Below are 19,680 nucleotides of genomic sequence, written 5' to 3' on the forward strand. Positions count from 1 at the left end.
CCTTTGGCGATCGCCGGCCGTCACGCGGCCAGCGGGAAGTGGCAGGCGACCGGATGCGCGCCGGCGGCCAGCGGTGGTTCGGTGGTGGCACAGGTGTCGGCCGCCTGCCAGCAACGGGTCCGGAACCGGCAGCCCGAGGGCGGATCCACCGGACTGGGCGGGTCGCCGGCCAGCAGGATCCGCTGCCGCCCCTGCCGGCCGGCCGGGTCCGGCACCGGCACCGCCGACAGCAGCGCCCGGGTGTACGGGTGCCGGGGCGACTCGTAGAGGCTGACCTCGGGGCCGGTCTCCACGAGCTTGCCCAGGTACATCACTGCCACCCGGTCGGAGATGTGGCGCACCACGGACAGGTCGTGGGCGATGAAGACGTACGCCACGCCGAGTTCCTCCTGGAGCCGCTCCAGGAGGTTGACCACCTGCGCCTGGACCGACACGTCCAGCGCGGAGACGGGCTCGTCGCAGACGATGACGTCGGGGCTCAGCGCGAGCGCCCGGGCGATGCCGATGCGCTGGCGCTGCCCGCCGGAGAACTGGTGCGGGTAGCGGTCCAGGTGCAGGCCGGGGTCGAGACCGACCAGGTCGAGCAGCTCCTTGATCCGCTCGATCCGGCGCCGGCGGTCCAGCACGTCCGGATGGATCTCGAACGGCTGGAGCAGGATCTCCCGGATCGTGCGGCGGGGGTTCAGCGACGTGTACGGGTCCTGGAGCACGATCTGGATCCGCCGGCGCAGGGCCCGCAGCTCCCGTCCCCTGGCCTGGTGCACCACTGACGTGCCGAAGCGCACCGCGCCGGAGGTGGGCTGCTCCAGCCCGACGAGCATGCGGGCCAGCGTGCTCTTGCCGCAGCCGGACTCGCCCACCACGCCGAGCGTCTCGCCCCGGCGCAGGTCGAAGGAGACACCGTCGACGGCCTTGACCACGCCGCCGGAGGTGAACGGGACCCGTCCCTTGACCGGGAAGTGCTTGACCAGGTTCTCGACCCGCAGCACGACCTCATCGCCTGGTGGCATCGAGCACCTCCTCGTGGTGGTGACAGGCGCTGGCACGATCGGCCGGCAGCGCCAGCAGCGGCGGCAGGACGACCCGGCACTCGTCGGTGGCCCGGGGGCAACGCAGGTGGAACGGGCAGCCGGCAGGGAGCCGAGCCGGGTTGGGCGGAGCGCCGGGAATCGCGTAGAGCTGCTCGTCGCGCCGGTCCACCCGGGGCATCGAGTTGAGCAGCCCCTCGGTGTAGGGATGCGCCGGACCGGCGAAGATCTGCTCGACGGTGCCCCGTTCGACGATCCGGCCGGCGTACATCACCGCCACGTCGTCGGCGACCTCGGCGACCACCCCCAGGTCGTGGGTGATCAGCAGCAGGCCCATTCCGCTGTCCCGCTGGATCTCCGCGAGCAACTCCATCACCTGGGCCTGCACCGTCACGTCCAGCGCGGTGGTGGGCTCGTCCGCGATCAGCAGGTCCGGTTCCAGGGCGATGGCCAGCGCGATCATGATGCGCTGGCGCATGCCCCCGGAGAACTGGTGCGGATAGTCCCGCATCCGGTCCTTGGCCGCCGGGATCCGCACCCGGTCGACCAGTTCGACGGCGCGGCGGCGGGCGTCGGCCCGGGACATGCCCCGCCGGACCCGCAGCACCTCCACGATCTGGTGTCCGACGGTGAAGACCGGGTTGAGCGCGGCCATCGCGTCCTGGAAGACCATCCCGATCTCCTCGCCGCTGACCCGCTCCCGCTGCTTGCGTGACAGGGTCAGCAGTTCCCTGCCCCGCAGCTGGACCGAGCCGCTGACCGTCGCCGGCGGCACGTCGAGGATGCCCGTCACCGCCTGCGCGGTGACGCTCTTGCCGGAGCCGGACTCACCGAGGATGGCCAGGGTCTGCCCCGACTCGATCCGCAGCGACACCCCGTTCACCGCGTTGACCGGCCCGGTCGGACCGGGGAACGCGACCTTCAGGTCGGCGATCTCCAGCAGGCTCATCGGAGCACTCCGGCGCGGCTGAGGAAGTCCCGCACCACCTGCTGGAACAGCTCCGGCTCCTCCAGTTGCGGCGAGTGGCCGGAGGACTCGAAGACCACCAGCTCGCCGCGGGGCACCAGGTCCGCGATGACCTGCGAGGCGGCCACCGGGGTACGCCAGTCGTGCCGGCCCACCGTCACCAGGGTCGGGCACGTGATCGACGGCAGCTTCGGCTTCAGGTCGTAGCGGGGCATGTTCTGCCCGAAGGCGGCGTTGTGGGTGCGGTAGTGGAACCGGGTGGCGGCCAGCCGCGCCTCGTCCTTTGCCGGGTCGTGCTGGTGGTCGTAGAGCGGCAGGATCGCTTTCCAGTACTCGCGCAACTGCTCGTTGCTCTCGAACCGGCCGGTGCCGATCCGGTCGATGACCCACTCCGGGATCACCGAACGGTCGGTGTTACGGGCCCGCTCCACCGCGAGGTGGTCGTGCGCGGTGTCCGCGGCGGTGTCCCGCAGCACCAGCGCGGAGACCCGCTCCGGGTGGGCGATGGCGTACTCCATGGCGATGAACCCGCCGTACGAGCCACCGGCCATGACGATCGTCTCGTAGCCGAAGTGCGCGCGGATGGCGTCCACGTCGGCCACCCACTGCTCGTGGGTGAACGGTTCGTCGTCGCTGGACTCGCCGGAGCCGCGGGCGTCGAAGACGATGACCCGCATGCGGTCGGCGAACGGGCCGAACGAGCGCTTCGGCTCCTGGCGGGAGCCGAGGCCCGGCGCACCGTGGTGCACGATCATCGCCGGGCCGTCGACCGGGCCGAACGCCTCGACGACCAGTTCCGCTCCGTTGATTCTCATCGGACCCCCTCGATGATGTTGGACGCCAGGTCACGCGGGTACCGGGTGAGCCGGCGCGGGCCGTCGTCCTGTACCAGGACCGTGTCGGAGATGCGGTAGCCGGCGTGGCCGGGCACGTAGACGCCGGGCTCGCTGGACAGCAGCATTCCGGGGGCCAGCACGGTGTGGTCCCCGTCCTCGACCCAGGGCGCCTCGTGGTTCTGCAGCCCGATGCCGTGGCCCTGCCGGTGCCGGATGTAGTCGCCCAGGCCCCGGTCCCGCAGGACGTCCAGGCAGATCCGGTTGACCTCGGCGCAGGTACGCCCGGCGATCATCGCCTGGGTGCCCACCTCCTGCGCCTCCCGGTCGGCCTCGTAGTAGCGCACCTGCTCGGCGGTGGGCTCGCCGATGACGAACGTCCGCTCGCTCTCCACGAACCGGCTGGCCACCGCCGCGCCGAGGGAGAGGATCAGGGTGTCGCCCGGCTGGAGCCGCCGACGGGTCGGCAGGCCGTGCGGCAGGGCGGAGTTCGGGCCGGCGTAGACCAGCCCGCCGGCCAGCTTGGTGGTGTAGACGACCAGGTCGTACTCGGCGTACATCCGGTCGGTGCCGAAGCCGATCACGTGCCGGGCGATCTCGTCCTCACGCGGCAGCGGCCGCCCGGCGGCGAGCGCCTCCTCGATCAGGGCCCGTCCGGCGGCCAGCATCTCGTCGCAGATCCGCGCGGCCGCCTCGTGGAACGGGATCTCCTCGGGGAACTTGCGCAGCCGCAGCTCGGCGACCGCGTCGGTGGTCTCCAGCGTGGCCCCGCCGATGGCCCGGGACAGCGCCCGGAACGCGCCGACCGACAGGCCCGCGCCCACGCCGATACGGCGGACCGGACCGCCCGGACGGGACAGCGCCGAGGCGAGCGTCTCCTCGGCGGTGACCACGCCCGGGTACTCGAAGTACGTGACGGTCTGGACCGTCACGCCCTGCTGGGCCGCGTACTCCTCGTCGAGGCGCGGGATCACCAGCAGCGGATCCCCCGTCCGCGGCAGCCAGAGGTACACCGGGCGTTCGGTGGCGATGTAGAAGAAGCCACTGAGGAAGGCGACCTCCGCCGGCGAGGTGGCCAGGAACCCGTCCAGCCCTCGTTGTTCGAGCGCCTCGGCGAGCCGGCCACGGACGCTGTGGTAGAAGCTCTCGGGCAGTCGCATGGTCAGCCTCCGTTGCGACGGGGGTCGCGGGTGTCGTTGAACCGGGTTCCGGCGAGGGTCGCCGCCAGCACCAGGAACAGGATCGCCAGGGACGGGAAGAGCGTCTGCCACCAGGCGATCGCGATCGTGCCGCTGCGCTGGGCGTTGAGCAGGATGCGTCCCCAGGACCAGGCGTCCGGGTCGCCGAGCCCGAGGAAGCTCAGGCCGGCCTCGGAGATCACCGCCCGGGAGGCGGTGAGCAGCACGCTGACCACCATCAGCGAGACGACGGCGGGCAGGATCTCCCGGGTGACGATCCGCCAGCCGGTGGCGCCGAGCACCCGCGCGCCGTCGATGTAGGGCATCGCGCTGATCACCAGGCCCTGTGACCGGATCAGCCGGGCCACCTCGGGCCAGGCGAAGAACCCGATGATCAGGGTCAGCGTCGTGACGCTCGGGCTCACCACCGCCGCCAGCATGATCATCAGCGGCAGGGTGGGCAGCGCCAGCATCACGTCGGTGATCACCGTGGCGACCGCGTCGAACGGCCGGAAGTACGCCGCGGCCAGCCCGATCGCGGTGCCCAGCACGATGGCGAGCAGCGAGGCGGCCAGGCCGATCACCATGCTGGTCCGGGTGCCCCAGACCACCTGGGCGAAGATATCCTGCCCGAGGTCGTCGGTGCCGAACCAGTGCGCCCCGGAGGGCGGTTGCAGCACGTCCGCGCCGGCGCCGGCGGGCTCGTCGGCGATCAGCGGCGCGAAGACCGCCAGCACCGCCATCACGAGCAGCACCAGCACCGACAGCGCCACGACGGGCTGACGCAGGTAGCCGGAGAGGAAGGACCGCCTGGGCGCGGCCGGGGCCGGCGGGAGCGCCTGCTCGGTCAGCACGGGGGCACTCACGGCACCCTCCCTTCGGTGGTGGCGGTGAACGGATCCGGGCGACGCGCCGGGACGCGGCGCGCGCTCACAGCCGGATCCGGGGGTTGAGGACCGCGTAGAGCATGTCGGTCAGGGCGTTGGCGATCACCACGGTGACGGCGAGCATGATGAACGCCCCCTGGATCACCGGGTAGTCCTGCTGCCCGACCGCCTCGTAGATCAGCCGGCCGACCCCGGGGTAGGCGAAGACCGTCTCGGTCAGCACCGCGCCGCCGACCAGGGTGCCCAGTTGCAGGCCCATCAGGGTCAGTGCCGGCAGGATCGCGTTGCGCAGGCCGTGCTTCCACACCCGACGCCGGGCCGAGAGACCACGCGCCTGCGCGGCGCGGATGTAGTCCTCACCGAGGACCTCGATCATGTTGGTACGGAGGGTCAGCGCGTACGGGCCGAGCTGCACCAGGACCAGGGAGAGCACCGGCAGCACCAGGTGGTGTGCCAGGCTCAGGTAGGCCGCCGCGCCCCGGGTGTCCGGGTCGATCGCCCCGCCGATCGGAAACCAGCCGAGCTGGGCGCCGAAGAAGACCAGCAGCAGGATCGCGACGCTCGGCACGAACAGCGCGTTGGCGCTGATCCCGAAGCCCTGCAACGCGCGGTCGAGCCACTTGCCGCGGTTGACCGCGGCGGCCACGCCGATCGGGATGCCGACGGCGACGGTCAGGACGAACGCGCTGCCGGCCAGCAGCAACGTCCAGGGAAGCCGGTCGAGGATGATGTCGGTGACCGGCTGGATCTGACGGAACGAGATGCCCAGGTTGCCCTGGACCAGCTCGCGCAGGTACGACACGTACTGCTCCCACAGCGGACGGTCCAGGCCGTACGTCTTGAGCAGCGCCGCCTGCATCTCCGGTGTCATGTCGCCCTCGACCATGAGGGTCGTGGGGTCCCCCGGCAGGAGCCGGAGCAGAAAGAACGTCGAAGTGATCGCGATCCACACGGTCAGGACGGCCTTCAGTGCCCGGCTGAGCACGAAACGCGCCACGGGGGACCCCTCCTCTCCTCTGGTTGGGTGGGTTACTTGACCGGGGTGACCTGGGCCAGCGAGTACGCGGTGACCATGCCGAGCAGGTCCGACGGCGACGGGACGAAGCCGGTGAACTTGCTGGCGTTGTAGGCGAACTGGAAGTTCTCCACGTACAGCGGGGTCAGGTACGCCTGCTCGTGCACGACCTTGTCAATGTTCTTGATCTTGGTCTTGAACGCCTCCACGTCGGTGGTGCCGGCCGCGTCGTTGATCAGCGCGTCCATCTCCGCCGACTCGAGCAGGTTGTAGTTGATGCCACCCGGGTTGCTGGACAGGTAGGTGCTGCGCAGCTGGTCCATCGGGTTGTCGAAGACACCCCACTGCGAGGCGTCGATGTCGTACTCGCCGTTCTTGGTGCGGGTGAGGAAGGTGTTCCGCTCCACGCACTCGTTCTCCAGCTTCACGCCGGCCTTGGCCGCGCTCTCCCGGAACAGCTGCACGACCCGGGTGATGTTGGCGTTGGACTGGTCGCACGCCACGCCGAACTTCAGCTCGTCGAAGAAGCCGTCGTTGTTGGCGTCCTTGTAGCCGGCCGCGCTCAGCTTGGCCTTCGCGCCCTCCGGGTCGAACGGGTACGGCTGCAGCTCGGTGTTGTCGTACTCGGAGAAGATCGGCGAGATCGGGCCGGCCATCTGCTGGCCGTCGCCCTGCAGCACGGCCGAGATGATCGCCTTGGTGTCGACCGCCATCGACAGCGCCTGCCGGACGTCCTGGTCGGCGAGGTACTTGTTCTTCATGTTGTAGGTCAGGTGCGCGAAGCCGAGTGCGCCGACCTTCTTCAGCTTGATCTTGTCGTCGTTCTCGAAGGTCTTCGCCGCCGAGACCGGCACCGGGGTGCCCATCATGTCGATGTCGCCGTTGCGCAGCGCCAGCATCATGGTGTTCACGTCCGGGTAGACCCGGTACTCGACCTGGCTCACCGCGGCCTTGCCACCCGGCGCGAGCGGGTAGTGCTCGTTGCGCTTCATGACGTAGCGCTGGCCCTTGGTGATGCTGTCCAGGACGAACGGCCCGGCGCCGACCCAGTTGGAGTCGTTGGCGAACTTGGACAGGTCACCGGCCGGCTCGAAGACGTGCTTCGGCACGACCGACATCCAGAAGCCGACGCCCTCGGCGAACGGCGCGTACGGCTGCGAGAGCTTGAACTTCACAGTGGTCGCGTCCGGCGCCTCGACCGACTCGACCCAGGTCAGCTTCGCCGCGACGTTGCCGAGCTTGTACTTCATGATCGACTCGGCGGAGAACTTCACGTCCTCGGCGACCACCGGCTTGCCGTCGGTCCACTTGAAGTCGTCGCGCAGCACGAAGACGGCGGTCTTGCCGTCGTCCTCGTAGCGGTATTCCTTGGCCAGCTCGGGCGACTTCTTCGCGTTCCCGTCGATCCGCAGCAGGTGCGGGTACATCGCGTTGAGGATCCACGAGTCGGTCTTGCTCAACGACTGGAGCGGGTTGAAGTTGCTCACGTCGGTGGTGGTGCCGATCCGCAGCACCGAGTCCGACGACGAGCCGCTGGAGGAGGAGGTCTCCTCGTTCAGACCGCAGCCGGAGACACCGAGCGTGGCCGCCACGCCGAGCGCGACAGCGAGCCGCCACCGACCCTTGACTGTCTTGTTCACCAAACCTCCTGAAGAACCCGGATGATGTTGCCGCCGATGACCTTGGCGATCTCGTCGTCGGAGTAACCGTGCGTGACCAACCACCCGACGATGTTGCTGAAGCACTCCGCCGGGTTCTCCATGCCACTCACGTACGGAACCCGAGGGTGGTCCACCACTCCGTGGGCCTTTCCGATCGCCAGGTGCTGGGTAAAGCTGTCGTGCAGTCCGACGTGGTCACCGAAATTGGTGTCCGGGCCGAACGCGACGTGGTCGATGCCGACCAGTTCCACGCAGTAGGTGAAGTGGTCCATCACCGACTCGATCGAGTGGTGCGGGTGGTCGCCGGAGAGGGTGGTGTGCGGAGCGGCCTCGATGCCGATCACGCCACCCCGCTCGGCGCAGGCCCGGATCACCTCGTCCGGCTTCATCCGGGGGGTGTTCCAGACCGAGCGGGCGCCGGCGTGGGTGATGAACACCGGCACCCGGCTGGCCTCGATCACGTCCAGCGACGTCTGGTCGCCGGAGTGCGAGATGTCGATGGCGATCCCGAGCTTGTTCATCCGGTCCACCGCGCGCCGGCCGAAGTGGGTCAACCCGCCGTCGCGGTCCTCGGAGAGGCCGGAACCGAGCATGTTCGCCTGGCTGTACGCGATGCCCATCTGGCGTACGCCGAAGCCGTAGAGGATGTCGATCCGGTCCAGCTCGTTCTCGATCATCGTGGCTGCTTCCAGGCCGGCCACCAGGGCGATCTGCCCGTTGCGCTTGGCCTCGAAGATCTGTTCGAGCGTGGTCGCCACCACCACGTGGTCCTGCTTGGCGACGTCGGCGAAGCGCAGGCCGATGTCGTAGATGACGTCGTCCCACTTCCAGGCGTGCTCGCTGGTCACGCAGCCGGTGCCGTTCATGAAGTTGTCGAAGACCGCGGTCATGCCGGACCGGGCCAGGCCCTCGAACCCGAAGGAGTTGCGGCCGGTGCGGTTGTAGTCGCGCAACTGCGTCACGTCGGCCGGCAGGATCTTCGGGTGCTCGTGCAGCGAGATGGCCATGTGCTCGCGCAGCAGCCGGGAGACGCGGGCACGCTGGTCGTCGGTCAGGCCAAGGTCGTGTTCCGGCACCCGGCCGATCTGTGGCGCGAGCTCGAAGACCTTGTAGTCCACATGCGGCACCAGGTAGTCGAAGGACCGGTATCCGGCGTAGCGGGGGGCGGGTTCCTGCACTGGTCTACTCACCTCGTCAGCTAGAGGCATGAGGAGTGAGGTCTGACCTCATGCCTCGTGGAACGTACCGAGCGCAAGCACGGCACAGGAATACCTCGTGACCTTTCCGTTACCGGAATCGGGGAACATTCCCGCAGGTCGGGACCGGGCTCCGGCAAGCAGGCCGAGCAACTGAGCCGGCCCCGGCCGAATGCACGAGGCGATCGGGCCGAACGGCGGACCGCGCCTCGATCACCCCCAGTGGTCAGACCACTCGACGGCGAAATGCACGTCGAATGCGCGGCAATGGTGAACCAAGGGGTTCAGTGTTGTACGGTGAACCATGTGGTTCAGCAAGAGACGCTCGACCGGGTCTTCGCCAGCCTGGCCGACCCCACCCGACGCGACATCCTGATCCGGCTCGGCACGGGTCCGGCCACCATCAGCGAGCTCACCGGGCCCACCGGGATGAGCCTCACCGGCATGCGCAAGCACGTCCGCGCGCTGGAGGACGCCGGTCTCGTGGTGACGCAGAAGGTCGGCCGGTCCCGGCAGTGCCGGCTCAGCGAGGCCCCGCTGGACACGGCGATGGCCTGGATCAGCTTCTACCGGCGCCTCTGGGCACGCCGCCTGGACGGCCTCGACGCCTATCTCACTCTCACCACGGAGGACCGTGACCATGACGCTCCAGATCCACCTGACCCGACAGCTTCCGGGCACGCCTGAGGAGGCGTTCGACGCATACACCGACGCCGGCAAACAGAAGATCTGGTTCGGCATCCTGGACGAGGAGCCGGGCATCGTGGAGATCGACGTCGACCTGCGGGTCGGCGGGAAGCAGACAGCCGTCTGGGGGCCCTCCCCCGACATGCTGTTCCGCGAGACCCAGACGTTCCTGGAGATCGACCGCCCGCACCGCCTGGTCACCGAGTCCTCCGGCAGCAGCCCGGACGGCGAGACGATGACCACCCGCGTCGAGGTCACCTTCGAGGAGAAGGACGGCGGCACGCTGATGACCGTGACGCAGAGCGGCTTCCCGGCCCCGGAGCTGCGCGACTTCTTCGCCACCGAGGTGTGGAGCGGGGCGTTCGCCCGCATCGAGGCGTACCTGACGCGGGAGCGCGGGACGCTGCCCTCGCCCGGCTGACCGGCCGAGCCGTCACGGATTGTGGTCGGGTAGACAGCGCCGGATCCCGCTTTTTGCCGACACCGCGTTGGTAAGATCGCGACATGGTGTCGACAAACATGAGAGGTGGCGGCTGATGTTCCTGGCCATTCGTGAGCTGGGGTTCGCGCGGCTGCGATTCGCCCTGATGGGAGCCGTGATCGTGCTGATCTCGGTGCTGATGGTGATGCTCTCCGGCCTGTCCGTCGGACTGGTCCGCGACGGCGTCTCCGGGCTGCAGAACCTTCCGGTCACCTCGTTCGCGTTCGCCCACGGCGTGCAGCACGACTCGGCGTTCTCGCGCAGCGTGGTGGACGCCTCGACGGTGGACACCTGGCGCGAGCAGCCCGGGGTGGCGGAGGCGACCCCGTTCGGCAACACGCTCATCAACGGGCGTACCGACCGGGGCACCGAGGTCGACCTGGCGCTGTTCGGCGTCGAGACCGACTCGTTCCTGTCGCCCGCGGTCAGCGAGGGCGACCGGCTCGGCCCGGCGGACGGGATCGTGGTGAGCCCCACCGCGATCGACGCGGGCCTGCGCGTCGGCGACACCGTGACGGTGGACCGGCTCGGCACGAAGCTGCGGGTCGTCGGCGTCACCGAGCAGCAGGACACCTTCGGCCACGTCGACGTGGCGTACGTGCCGCTGGCCACGTGGCAGGCGGTCAAGTCCGGCACGCCGGCCGGCACGCAGGTGCCGGCGCAGGCCACCCAGGAGATCACCGCCGTCGCGGTCCGCGCGGCCGACGGCGACTCGGTGGACCTGGCCGCGGGCGACAAGGCCGCCGGCACGGAGAGCCTGACGCTGGAGGAGTCCTACGGCGCCTCGCCGGGCTACACCGCCGAGACGACGACGCTCCAGCTGATCCAGGGCTTCCTCTACGCGATCTCGGCGCTCGTGGCCGGCGCGTTCTTCGCGGTCTGGGCGATCCAGCGCAAGCAGGAGGTCGCCGTGCTGCGGGCGCTGGGCGCCTCGACCGGCTGGGTGCTGCGCGACGCCCTCACCCAGGCGCTGATCCTGCTGGCCCTCGCCATCGCCGTCGGCATGGGGATCGGACTCGGCCTCGGCGCGCTGATCTCCGGCGGCAACGTGCCGTTCGCGCTGCACCCGCAGAGCATCGCCGCCGCCGCGGCCGGACTGCTCGTGCTCGGCCTGGTCGGCGCGGCAGCCGCCGTCGTCCGCCTCACCTCCATCGACCCGGCGACCGCCCTGGGAGGCAACCGATGAGCAGCCGGACCACAGCGTCCCCCTCGACGACGGGCACCGCGCCGGCCGACCTCGGCCTGGTCATGCGCGGCGTCCACCTGCGGCACGGCGACGGCGCGGAGACCGTGCACGCGCTCGACAACGTGGACCTGACCGTCGCGCCGGGTGAGCTGGCCGCGATCGTCGGGCCGTCCGGCGCGGGCAAGTCCAGCCTGCTCGCCGTCGCCGGCGGGCTGGCCCGCCCCGATCAGGGCGCCGTCACAGTGGCCGGCCACGACATGACCGTGTCCAGCCGCCGGGCGCGCACCGAGCTTCGCCGCCGGCACGTCGGGTTCGTGTTCCAGTCGGGCAACCTGCTGCCCGCGCTGACCGCTGCCGACCAGCTGCGCCTGCCGCTGCGACTGGGCGGGCGGCGGGACCGCGCCGGACGCGACCCGCTGGAGATGCTCGCGCACGTCGGCCTGGCCGGTAAGGCCGACCGCCGGCCGCACCAGCTCTCCGGCGGCGAGCGCCAGCGCGTCGGCATCGCCCGGGCGCTGATGACACAGCCGTCCGTGCTGCTGGTGGACGAACCGACAGCGGCGCTGGACCGGGCCCGCAGCCACGACATCGTCCAGCTGCTCGCCCAGGAGGCACGGGAGCGGTCGGTGGCGGTGGTCATGGTCACTCACGATCACGACGTGCTGCAGTACTGTGACACCGTCTACGAGATGATCGACGGCAAGCTCGCCACGAGCAGCTGACCGCGACGGCAGGGCGCGACGCGGACCCGGTGCGCGCACCGGAGACTTGGAGGTTGGCGTGCCGAAGATCCAGGCCTCAACCGTCGCCGAGCACCGGGCCGCCCAGCGGGCGGCGCTGCTCGACGCCGCCCGCGCCCTGCTCTCGCAACACCCGGACCAGATCCCCAGCCTCGCCGACGTGGCGCGGCACGCCGGCCTGGCCCGGTCCAGCGCGTACTCCTACTTCAAGTCACGCACCGACATGTTCGACGTGCTCGTCGCCGACACCTTTCCGCGGTGGTCGGCCTTCGTCGAGAACCGGATGGCCGAGGCCCGCACGCCCGGGTCGCGGATCCTGGCGTACGTCGAGGCCAACCTGCAACTGGTTGCCCGGGGCGACCACGCGCTGGCCCGGGCGATGGCGACAGTCGGCAACAGCGAGGTGCTCGCGACCTCCAGCCGCCTCCTGCACGACAGCCTCGAGGCGCCGCTGCGCGCCGCTCTCGCCGACCACGGGGCGAGCGACCCGAACCGGATGGCCGAGGTCATCCAGTCGATCGTCTACGCCCTCAGCCGCATGATCGAGAACGGCCTCGACCTTCCCTCGGCCACCGGCCTCGCCCGCGAGCTGCTCACGCCGTACGTGCGCCCCGCCGCTGCCTGACCCCCGCCACCGCCGGCACGTCCCACCCGGCCGCCTCGCGGCGAGCGTCCCTCCGAACCGGACAGTGCCGACCCGGCCGACCGAACGATCGAAACGGACCGCCGGGCGGTCGCCGGGCGGCGGCACTGTCATCTCCCGTGGCCGCCCGAACGATCGAGCCACGAATCGACGAACCTTGCCCGCTTGCGTTCCGCCTAGTGGAACAGCAGGTCAGAGGCAGTACGGTTCGGTAAGTTACCGATCAGTAGCCTGTTGACGGAGACCGGCGTCACCCCTACCGTTCCACTCAATCGAACGGCGTACGGTTCAACCGAACGCTCTCGGCCATGCCGAGTGCGGCCCGAAACAGGAAGTCCGAGGCATGCCTGACGACAAGCTTCTCGCTCTTCTCTCCCCCACCCGGCTCGGTCGTCTCACACTGCGGAACCGGGTCTTCGTCCCCGGTCACACCACCAACTTCGGACTGAACAACGTGCCCACCGGGCGCCACGTGGCCTATCACGCGGAGCGCGCCCGGGGCGGCGTCGGCCTGATCATCACCGAGGCGATCCGCGTGCACCCCACGAGCGCGGGCCGCAGCATCAGCCTCGGCAGCTTCGACGACTCGTCGATCCCGGCGTACGCGGCGGTGACCGAGGCCGTGCACGAGCACGGCGCACGCATCTTCGCCCAGATCATGCACGCCGGCCGGCAGGCGAACGGGGACGCGACCCGCACCGCCGCCTGGTCCTCGTCACCGGTGCCGTGGGCGGCCGGCTCACACGTGCCACACGCGATGGGACGCCGGGACATCGCCGTCGTCGTCGAGGCGTTCGCCGCCGCCGCCCGGCGGATGCGTGATGCCGGCTTCGACGGCCTGGAGGTGCACGCCGGCCACGGCCACCTGCTGCAGCAGTTCCTCTCGCCGCACACCAACACCCGCGCCGACTCCTACGGCGGCAGCCTAGACAACCGGATGCGGCTGACCCGTGAGGTGCTCACCGCGGTGCTGGCCGCCGCGCCGGACCTGCCCGTCGGACTGCGGGTCAGCGCCGACGAGTTCCTGCCCGGCGGTCTCGACCCGGCCGCGGTGCTGGAGATCGTCGGCAAGCTGCGCGCCGACTTCCCGCTCGCCTACGTGCACGTCAGCCACTCCGCCTACCACGGCAGCTGGTCGCTCGCGACGCAGATGGCGGACATGAGCTTCGGCCACGCCCCGTTCCGGCACCACGCGGCGCTGTTCAAGCAGGAGTTCCCGGACCTGCCGGTGCTCGCGGTGTGCCGGCTGGACAGCCTGCCGGAGGCCGCCGAGCTCGTCGCCGCCGGCGAGGCCGACCTGGTCGGCCTGGCCCGCCCGCACATCGCCGACCCGCACCTGGTCCGCAAGGCCGAGCAGGGCCGCCAGCACGAGGTACGCGCCTGCCTCGCCTGCAACCAGGGCTGCATCGGCCGGCTGGAGACCAGCCTGCCGATCTCCTGCGTGGTCAACCCGGAGGTCGGCGCCGAGCGGGAATGGGCGCAGGCCTGGCCGGAGCTGCCCGGACCGTCCGGCGCGCGGAAGGTCCTCGTCGTCGGTGGCGGCCCGGCCGGCCTGGAGGCCGCCCTCTCCGCCCACCGGGCCGGGCACCAGGTGTCGGTGGTCGAGGCGCGCGGGCACCTCGGCGGGCAGGTGGAACTGGCCGCGCGCGTACCCGGACGGGAACGGCTCGGCCTGCTCACCCGCGACCTGGCCCGCGACGTCGAGGCCGCCGGCATCCCGGTACGCCTCGACCACCGCATCGGCGTCGAGGACGTGCTGGCCGGCGGCTACCAGGACGTCGTCCTGGCCACCGGCTCCCGGCCCACCCGGCGGGAGCTGCCCGGCGGCCCGCCGGTGATCGACATCTGGCAGGCCGTCGACGCGCTGACCGACCCCGACTTCCGGCCGACCGGCGCCGTCGTCGTGCTCGACGACGAGGGCACCTGGGCTGCCGCCTCGGTGGCCGAAGGGCTGGCCCGGCGCGGCGCCCGCGTCCACCTGGTCTCCCCCACCGCCTCGGTGAGCGCCAAGATCACCACGTACTCGCGGCTGGCGCTGCTCAAGCGCTTCGCGGACCTGGGAATCGCGGTGCACCCGATGCGCACGGCGCGCCCGGCGGGCGCCGACGCGGTCGCCCTGGGCGGTCCGCTCGCCGGCGCCGACACCCTCGTCGAGGGCGTCACCACAGTCGTCGACGCCGGCTCGCCGCAGGCCGCCGACGAGTTGTACCGGCAGCTCGACGCGCTGCCCGACGGTCCCCGGATCCACGTCGTCGGCGACGCGAACGCCCCCCGCACGGCCTTCGAGGCCGTCTACGAGGGACGCATGGCGGGAGCGTTCCTCGGCCGCTACGACACCGCGTCCGCAGATCGCGTGCGGTACGCCCACTGACCCGTCCATCCCGGTCGCGGCCCGCCGCGGACCGGTCCTCCCCCACCTGAAGAGGAGACACGCATGCTGGACATCGAGGAGCGCCTCACCCTGGATGAGCGTTCCGCCGTGGACTTCGTCCTCGGCCTGCGCAAGCGCTGGGCGGACACCGTCTACCCGGCGCTGCGCGAGGAGTACGGCGCCACCGGCGCGGCGGCCACCACGGTCGGCGACGCGAGCCAGGTGCTGCGCGGCCTTCCGCTCTACCCGTGGTTCAGCCACCTGGAGCGGGTGCAGCAGAAGATGCTGTGGAAGGTCGCCGGCGACGCGGTGCTCAGCCGCCGCGAGGAGCTGACCGACCAGCTGACGTCGGTGCCCGAGCAGCCGAAGGGCTCGCTGGAGCTGAACCCAGACCTGGAACTGCCCGACTGGTACACCGACTACGACATCCACATCCAGCCCGGCAGCTTCTTCTCCGACGACATGTCGGCCTACGTGTACGAGTTCGGGGCGCGCATCGTCATGCTGCGCGACAACGACGGCTACAAGTTCCACACGCTGTTCGCCAAGACCGCCCTGCCCGAGCTGCCCGCGGCGACCCGGATCGTCGACATCGGATGCGGCTTCGGCAAGAGCACCCGGCCGCTGCCCGCGAAGTACCCGACCGCGCAGGTGATCGGCGTGGACCTGGCCGCGCCGGGTCTACGGCTGGCCCACGCCGAGGCCGAGGCGACCGGACTGGCGATCGACTACCGGCAGGCCGACGGCCGGGCCACCGGCATCGAGTCGGGCAGCTGCGACGTGGTCACCGGCACGATGGTGCTGCACGAGATGCCGGCCACCGCGATCCGGGAAACGATCGTGGAGGCGGCGCGCCTGCTCAAGCCGGGCGGCTCGCTGCGCTTCCTGGAGTTCATGCTCACCGGCGACCCGCTGCGCGACGCCACCGTCTACGAGCACGCCGAGCGCAACAACGAGCCGTTCTTCCACGACCTGTTCGGCTCGGACCTGATCGAGGTCTGCGCCGAGGCGGGCCTGACCGACGTGTCGTGGACCCCGTTCGACGAGCGCCGCAACGGCGTCCAGCCGCAGGGCTGGGGCGACCGTCCCGAGTGGCACTTCCCCTGGGCCGTACTGGCCGCGACCAAGCCGGAGGCGTGATGAGCACCGAGTTCGACTACTTCGGAGACCCCAAGGTCGGCAAGCTGCTCGACCTGGTGCTGCAGCTCTCCACCGAGCTGCACGTGACCCGGCAGCGGGTACGTGTGGTCGAGGCGCTGCTGACCCGTTCCGGCGTGCTGACCGAGGGCGCCGTCGACGGGTTCGCCTCCACCGAGGAGGAGCAGCAGGTCCTCGACCGCGAGCGGGACGCGCTGCTGGCCCGCCTGATGCGCATCCTCACCGAGCACGGCCCCGCGGAGCACCCGCTGCGGGACCAGTGGGAGGCGGCGCTGAGCGAGAAGACCGGCTGATGAGCGCACCGGACGCGCCCGGGCTGATCGACAGCTACCTGCAGCTGTGTGAGGACCGCCGGCTCGACGAGGCCGGCGCGTTCCTCGCGCCGCAGGCCCGGCTGGTCTTCCCGGGCGGCCGGGAGTACTCCTCGCTGCGGGAGATGGCGGCCGCCTCGACCGGGACCTACCGGTGGGTGCGCAAGCACCGGGACCGCTACCTGGTGGGTGACGACAACGGGCGGGTCACCGTGACCTCGCTCGGGCGGCTGTACGGGGAGTGGCTCGACGGCACGCCGTTCGAGGACATCCGCTACGCGGACGTGTTCGTGCTCGACGGCGCGCTGATCGTCGAGCAGCACGTCTACAACGACCTGGCACTGGTCGCGTCGCTGCGCGACGCCTGAGGGCACTGGGGCGTCGCCGCGCGACGCCTGACGGCAACTGTCGCGTCGCGCCGCGACGCCTGATACCCCGCCTCCGCCGCCACGGCGGCGGAGGCGGTCTCCCCCGACTCACGACGAGGTGTGTGCATATGAAACGGAAGTGGGCACTGCTCCCGGCGGCGCTGGCCGCCACGCTGGTTCTCTCCGCCTGCGGCGGCGGCTCCGACGACGAGGCCGGCGGCGAGGGCAAGGAGGCGAAGCTGACCATGGCCATCGCCTCGGCCGTGATCGGCCCGAAGGAGGAGGTGGCCGTCTACGCGGTCGCCAAGGAACTCGGCTACTTCGCCGAGGAGAAGCTGACCGTCGAGACGATCAACGCCGACGGCTCGGTCGCCGCCCTCCAGGCGGTCGCCTCCGGCAGCGGCGACATCACCCCGGCCGACGCCGGCTCGGCGCTCGGCGCGGTGGAGAAGAACGTGCCGATCAAGGCCATCGGCGGCCTGGTGCAGAACTGGCCGTGGGTGATGGCGGTGAAGCCGGACTCCCCGATCACCGGCGGCGCGGACCTGCGCGGCAAGAAGATCGGCGTGATCAGCCTTGCCTCCGGCTCGGCCCCGTACGCCCGCGCCTACGTCAAGGCCGCCGGCCTGGACCCGGCCAAGGACGTCGAGCTGCTGCCGGTGGGCGTCGGCGCGCAGGCCGCCGCCGCGCTCAACGACGGCAAGGTCGACATGCTGGCGCTCTACACCCAGGCGTACGCGGTCATCGAGAACGCCGGCACCCAGCTGAAGTACCTGACCAACCCGGACGTGTTCACCGGCATCCGGTCGCTCACCTTCAGCGTCGGCGCCCGTGACTTCGACGCCAAGAAGGACTCGTACGAGCGGTTCCTGCGCGCGGCGTACAAGGCGATGCTCTTCTCGGCCAAGAACCCCGAGGCCGCCATGAAGATCGGCTACAAGGTCTTCCCGCAGATCCTCGCCGGCAAGTCCGCCGACGAGCGGCTCAAGGCGGACACCGAGAGCCTCGCCGCGTGGCTGAAGACGGCCACGCCGGCCAGCGGCGAGCCGGAGCAGTTCGGTGACTGGGGCGCGATCAGCGACGACGAGTGGGCGAAGACCCAGGCGTACACCAAGGAGGCCGGCCAGATCTCCGGTGACGTCGACCTGAAGAAGCTCTGGGACCCGAGCCTGCTCTCCGGCGCGAACAACTTCGACAAGGCCGCGGTGCTCAGCAAGGCCGCGAACTACACCGCCTAGCAGCGGACAGCGGAAGGGATTTCGATGGCCATCAAGGCGACGGCCCGCCGGGCGCAGACGCAGGCTCCGGCATCGGTGTCGGAAGACTCCTGGATCGAGATCGACGGGCTGGACAAGGAGTACCGGCCCTGGAAGTCGGCACCGACCCTGGCGTTGAGCGACATCAACCTGACGGTACGTCGCGGCGAGTTCATCTCGGTCGTGGGACCGTCCGGGTGCGGCAAGACCACTTTGCTGAAGATCCTCGCCGGGCTCAGCCCGAAGACCGGCGGCGCGGTACGGATCGCCGGGCGGGACGTGACGAAGCCCCTTCCCGAGGTCGGGATGGTGTTCCAGGCACCGACGCTGCTGCCCTGGCGCACCATCTTCGACAACGTGATGGTGCCGGCGGAGATCCAGCGACTGGATCCCCGCCGGCACCGGGAACGCGCGCAGCAACTGCTCGAGATGGTCGGTCTCAACGGCTTCGAGCAGAAGTACCCGCACGAGCTCAGCGGCGGTATGCAGCAGCGGGCCGGCATCTGCCGGGCGCTCGTGCACGACCCGGCGGTGCTGCTGATGGACGAGCCGTTCGGCGCGCTCGACGCGATGACCCGCGAGTACATGAACGTGGAGCTGCTGCGGATCTGGCAGGAGAGCAACCAGACGATCGTGCTGGTCACGCACTCCATCCCGGAGGCGGTCTTCCTCTCCGACCGGGTGGTGGTGCTCAGCCCCCGGCCGGGCCGGATCGCCGAGGTCATGGACATCGACCTGGAACGGCCGCGTGAGCTCGGCATCATGTCGTCCGACCGGGCCGGGGTCTATGTGGAACGGATCCGCCGACACTTCAACGCCGCCGGCGTAATCGACTGACGAGGGACAGCCATGGCAACAAGCAACCTGGTCCGCAAGCCGGCCCAGCCACCGGCGCCGTCCGCCCGGCCCGCCCGGCGCAAGTTCGACCTGCGGGAGAAGCCCCAGCTCTGGCTGGTCCCGACGGTCTTCGTCGTGGTCGTGCTGGCCTGGGAGTACGGCGTCCAGCTCCTCGGCGTGGACGAGTACGTCCTGCCGCTGCCGTCGAGCGTGGTCGAGTCGCTGTGGCAGCAGCTCGGCGACGACCAGTTCTGGGGTCACTTCTGGGTGACCACGCAGGAGGCGCTGCTCGGGTTCGTGATCGGCGTCGGCGCCGCCCTGGTGCTCGGCACGTTCATCTCCCAGATCAAGATCGTCGAAGCCACGCTGATGCCGTACATCGTGGCCTTCCAGACCGTGCCCAAGGTCGCCCTGGCCCCGCTGTTCGTGGTCTGGTTCGGTTTCGGCCTGACCAGCAAGGTGGTCATGGCCGCGGTGATCTCGTTCTTCCCGATGCTGGTGAACGTCATCGAGGGTCTGCGCGCGGCCGACGCCGACAAGATCCAGATGCTGACGGTGTTCGGCGCGAGCAAGGCGCAGATCTTCCGGATGGTGCGGCTGCCCAGCGCGCTGCCGTTCATCTTCGCCGGCCTGGACATCGGCATCGTCTTCGCCATCCTCGGCGCGGTGGTCGGCGAGTTCATCGGCGCCAAGGAGGGCCTGGGCTACCTGCTGCTGCAGACCAACTACAACTTCGACATCGCCGGCATGTTCGCCGTGCTGGTGGTGCTGTCGCTGATGGGTCTGGTGGCGCACTTCGTGATCCGGCTGCTGCAGAAGCGGCTGGCCTTCTGGGCCGAGGACACGAAGGTGATCGGCGCGTGACGGCAGTGGACGG

20 protein-coding genes are annotated in these 19,680 nt (G+C 70.4%); 12 read left to right on the forward strand and 8 right to left on the reverse strand.

What is annotated here, in order from left to right; all coding sequences use genetic code 11:
• Positions 1-20: 20 nt before the first annotated feature.
• The 8 genes from J3R08_RS19365 to J3R08_RS19400 form a co-directional block, all read right to left on the reverse strand.
• On the reverse strand, positions 21-1,010 hold the full coding sequence (locus J3R08_RS19365) for an ABC transporter ATP-binding protein (RefSeq protein ID WP_043323250.1): 990 nt from the start codon (positions 1,008-1,010) through the stop codon (positions 21-23).
• Complete coding sequence (locus J3R08_RS19370; RefSeq protein ID WP_043323248.1) at positions 994-1,977, reverse strand: ABC transporter ATP-binding protein; 984 nt, start codon at positions 1,975-1,977, stop codon at positions 994-996. The genes J3R08_RS19365 and J3R08_RS19370 overlap by 17 nt, the downstream gene beginning before the upstream one ends.
• Positions 1,974-2,810: an alpha/beta fold hydrolase gene (locus tag J3R08_RS19375; protein WP_043323247.1), complete on the reverse strand. Its 837-nt coding sequence runs from the start codon at positions 2,808-2,810 to the stop codon at positions 1,974-1,976. Before J3R08_RS19375 ends, J3R08_RS19370 begins: the two co-directional genes overlap by 4 nt.
• The gene (locus J3R08_RS19380; protein ID WP_166456228.1) at positions 2,807-3,988 is read right to left on the reverse strand and encodes a Xaa-Pro peptidase family protein; all 1,182 of its coding nucleotides are present in this window, start codon (positions 3,986-3,988) and stop codon (positions 2,807-2,809) included. The genes J3R08_RS19375 and J3R08_RS19380 overlap by 4 nt, the downstream gene beginning before the upstream one ends.
• A 2-nt stretch (positions 3,989-3,990) precedes the next feature.
• The gene (locus J3R08_RS19385) at positions 3,991-4,872 is read right to left on the reverse strand and encodes an ABC transporter permease (RefSeq protein WP_223200978.1); all 882 of its coding nucleotides are present in this window, start codon (positions 4,870-4,872) and stop codon (positions 3,991-3,993) included.
• A 64-nt stretch (positions 4,873-4,936) separates the two neighbouring features.
• A complete protein-coding gene (locus J3R08_RS19390; RefSeq protein ID WP_043323238.1) occupies positions 4,937-5,890 on the reverse strand; it encodes an ABC transporter permease in 954 nt (317 codons plus the stop codon).
• A 32-nt stretch (positions 5,891-5,922) separates the two neighbouring features.
• Positions 5,923-7,548 carry an ABC transporter substrate-binding protein gene (locus tag J3R08_RS19395; protein WP_209962352.1) on the reverse strand — a complete coding sequence of 542 codons (1,626 nt, stop codon included), beginning with the start codon at positions 7,546-7,548 and terminating at the stop codon, positions 5,923-5,925.
• Positions 7,545-8,747: a dipeptidase gene (locus J3R08_RS19400; protein WP_043323232.1), complete on the reverse strand. Its 1,203-nt coding sequence runs from the start codon at positions 8,745-8,747 to the stop codon at positions 7,545-7,547. Before J3R08_RS19400 ends, J3R08_RS19395 begins: the two co-directional genes overlap by 4 nt.
• Before the next feature lie 324 nt (positions 8,748-9,071).
• Here J3R08_RS19400 and J3R08_RS19405 point away from each other — a divergent pair, with 324 nt between their 5' ends.
• The 12 genes from J3R08_RS19405 to J3R08_RS19460 all read left to right on the forward strand — a co-directional run bounded on the left by J3R08_RS19405 (position 9,072) and on the right by J3R08_RS19460 (position 19,667).
• The gene (locus J3R08_RS19405) at positions 9,072-9,452 is read left to right on the forward strand and encodes a metalloregulator ArsR/SmtB family transcription factor (RefSeq protein WP_176722809.1); all 381 of its coding nucleotides are present in this window, start codon (positions 9,072-9,074) and stop codon (positions 9,450-9,452) included.
• Positions 9,406-9,873 (forward strand): SRPBCC domain-containing protein, encoded by a 468-nt coding sequence (locus J3R08_RS19410; RefSeq protein ID WP_209962353.1) that lies wholly within the window; start codon positions 9,406-9,408, stop codon positions 9,871-9,873. Before J3R08_RS19405 ends, J3R08_RS19410 begins: the two co-directional genes overlap by 47 nt.
• Before the next feature lie 115 nt (positions 9,874-9,988).
• The gene (locus tag J3R08_RS19415) at positions 9,989-11,119 is read left to right on the forward strand and encodes an ABC transporter permease (RefSeq protein ID WP_069088409.1); all 1,131 of its coding nucleotides are present in this window, start codon (positions 9,989-9,991) and stop codon (positions 11,117-11,119) included.
• Complete coding sequence (locus J3R08_RS19420; protein WP_069088408.1) at positions 11,116-11,841, forward strand: ABC transporter ATP-binding protein; 726 nt, start codon at positions 11,116-11,118, stop codon at positions 11,839-11,841. Before J3R08_RS19415 ends, J3R08_RS19420 begins: the two co-directional genes overlap by 4 nt.
• A gap of 58 nt (positions 11,842-11,899) precedes the next feature.
• Positions 11,900-12,484 (forward strand): TetR/AcrR family transcriptional regulator, encoded by a 585-nt coding sequence (locus J3R08_RS19425; protein ID WP_043323222.1) that lies wholly within the window; start codon positions 11,900-11,902, stop codon positions 12,482-12,484.
• Between the two features lie 361 nt (positions 12,485-12,845).
• Positions 12,846-14,873 carry an FAD-dependent oxidoreductase gene (locus tag J3R08_RS19430; protein WP_209962355.1) on the forward strand — a complete coding sequence of 676 codons (2,028 nt, stop codon included), beginning with the start codon at positions 12,846-12,848 and terminating at the stop codon, positions 14,871-14,873.
• Positions 14,874-14,936: 63 nt separating this feature from the next.
• Complete coding sequence (locus tag J3R08_RS19435; RefSeq protein ID WP_064445584.1) at positions 14,937-16,013, forward strand: class I SAM-dependent methyltransferase; 1,077 nt, start codon at positions 14,937-14,939, stop codon at positions 16,011-16,013.
• Positions 16,013-16,324 (forward strand): hypothetical protein, encoded by a 312-nt coding sequence (locus J3R08_RS19440; RefSeq protein ID WP_064445583.1) that lies wholly within the window; start codon positions 16,013-16,015, stop codon positions 16,322-16,324. Before J3R08_RS19435 ends, J3R08_RS19440 begins: the two co-directional genes overlap by 1 nt.
• On the forward strand, positions 16,324-16,710 hold the full coding sequence (locus J3R08_RS19445) for a hypothetical protein (protein ID WP_043323211.1): 387 nt from the start codon (positions 16,324-16,326) through the stop codon (positions 16,708-16,710). Before J3R08_RS19440 ends, J3R08_RS19445 begins: the two co-directional genes overlap by 1 nt.
• Before the next feature lie 128 nt (positions 16,711-16,838).
• On the forward strand, positions 16,839-17,948 hold the full coding sequence (locus J3R08_RS19450; RefSeq protein ID WP_043323209.1) for an ABC transporter substrate-binding protein: 1,110 nt from the start codon (positions 16,839-16,841) through the stop codon (positions 17,946-17,948).
• Between the two features lie 24 nt (positions 17,949-17,972).
• The gene (locus tag J3R08_RS19455; RefSeq protein ID WP_209962358.1) at positions 17,973-18,803 is read left to right on the forward strand and encodes an ABC transporter ATP-binding protein; all 831 of its coding nucleotides are present in this window, start codon (positions 17,973-17,975) and stop codon (positions 18,801-18,803) included.
• 12 nt (positions 18,804-18,815) lie between these two features.
• Positions 18,816-19,667 carry an ABC transporter permease gene (locus tag J3R08_RS19460; RefSeq protein WP_043323208.1) on the forward strand — a complete coding sequence of 284 codons (852 nt, stop codon included), beginning with the start codon at positions 18,816-18,818 and terminating at the stop codon, positions 19,665-19,667.
• Positions 19,668-19,680: the final 13 nt, after the last annotated feature.

It is taken from the genome of Micromonospora sp. HB375 (genome assembly GCF_017872985.1).
Taxonomy (GTDB): Bacteria; Actinomycetota; Actinomycetes; order Mycobacteriales; family Micromonosporaceae; genus Micromonospora; species Micromonospora chalcea.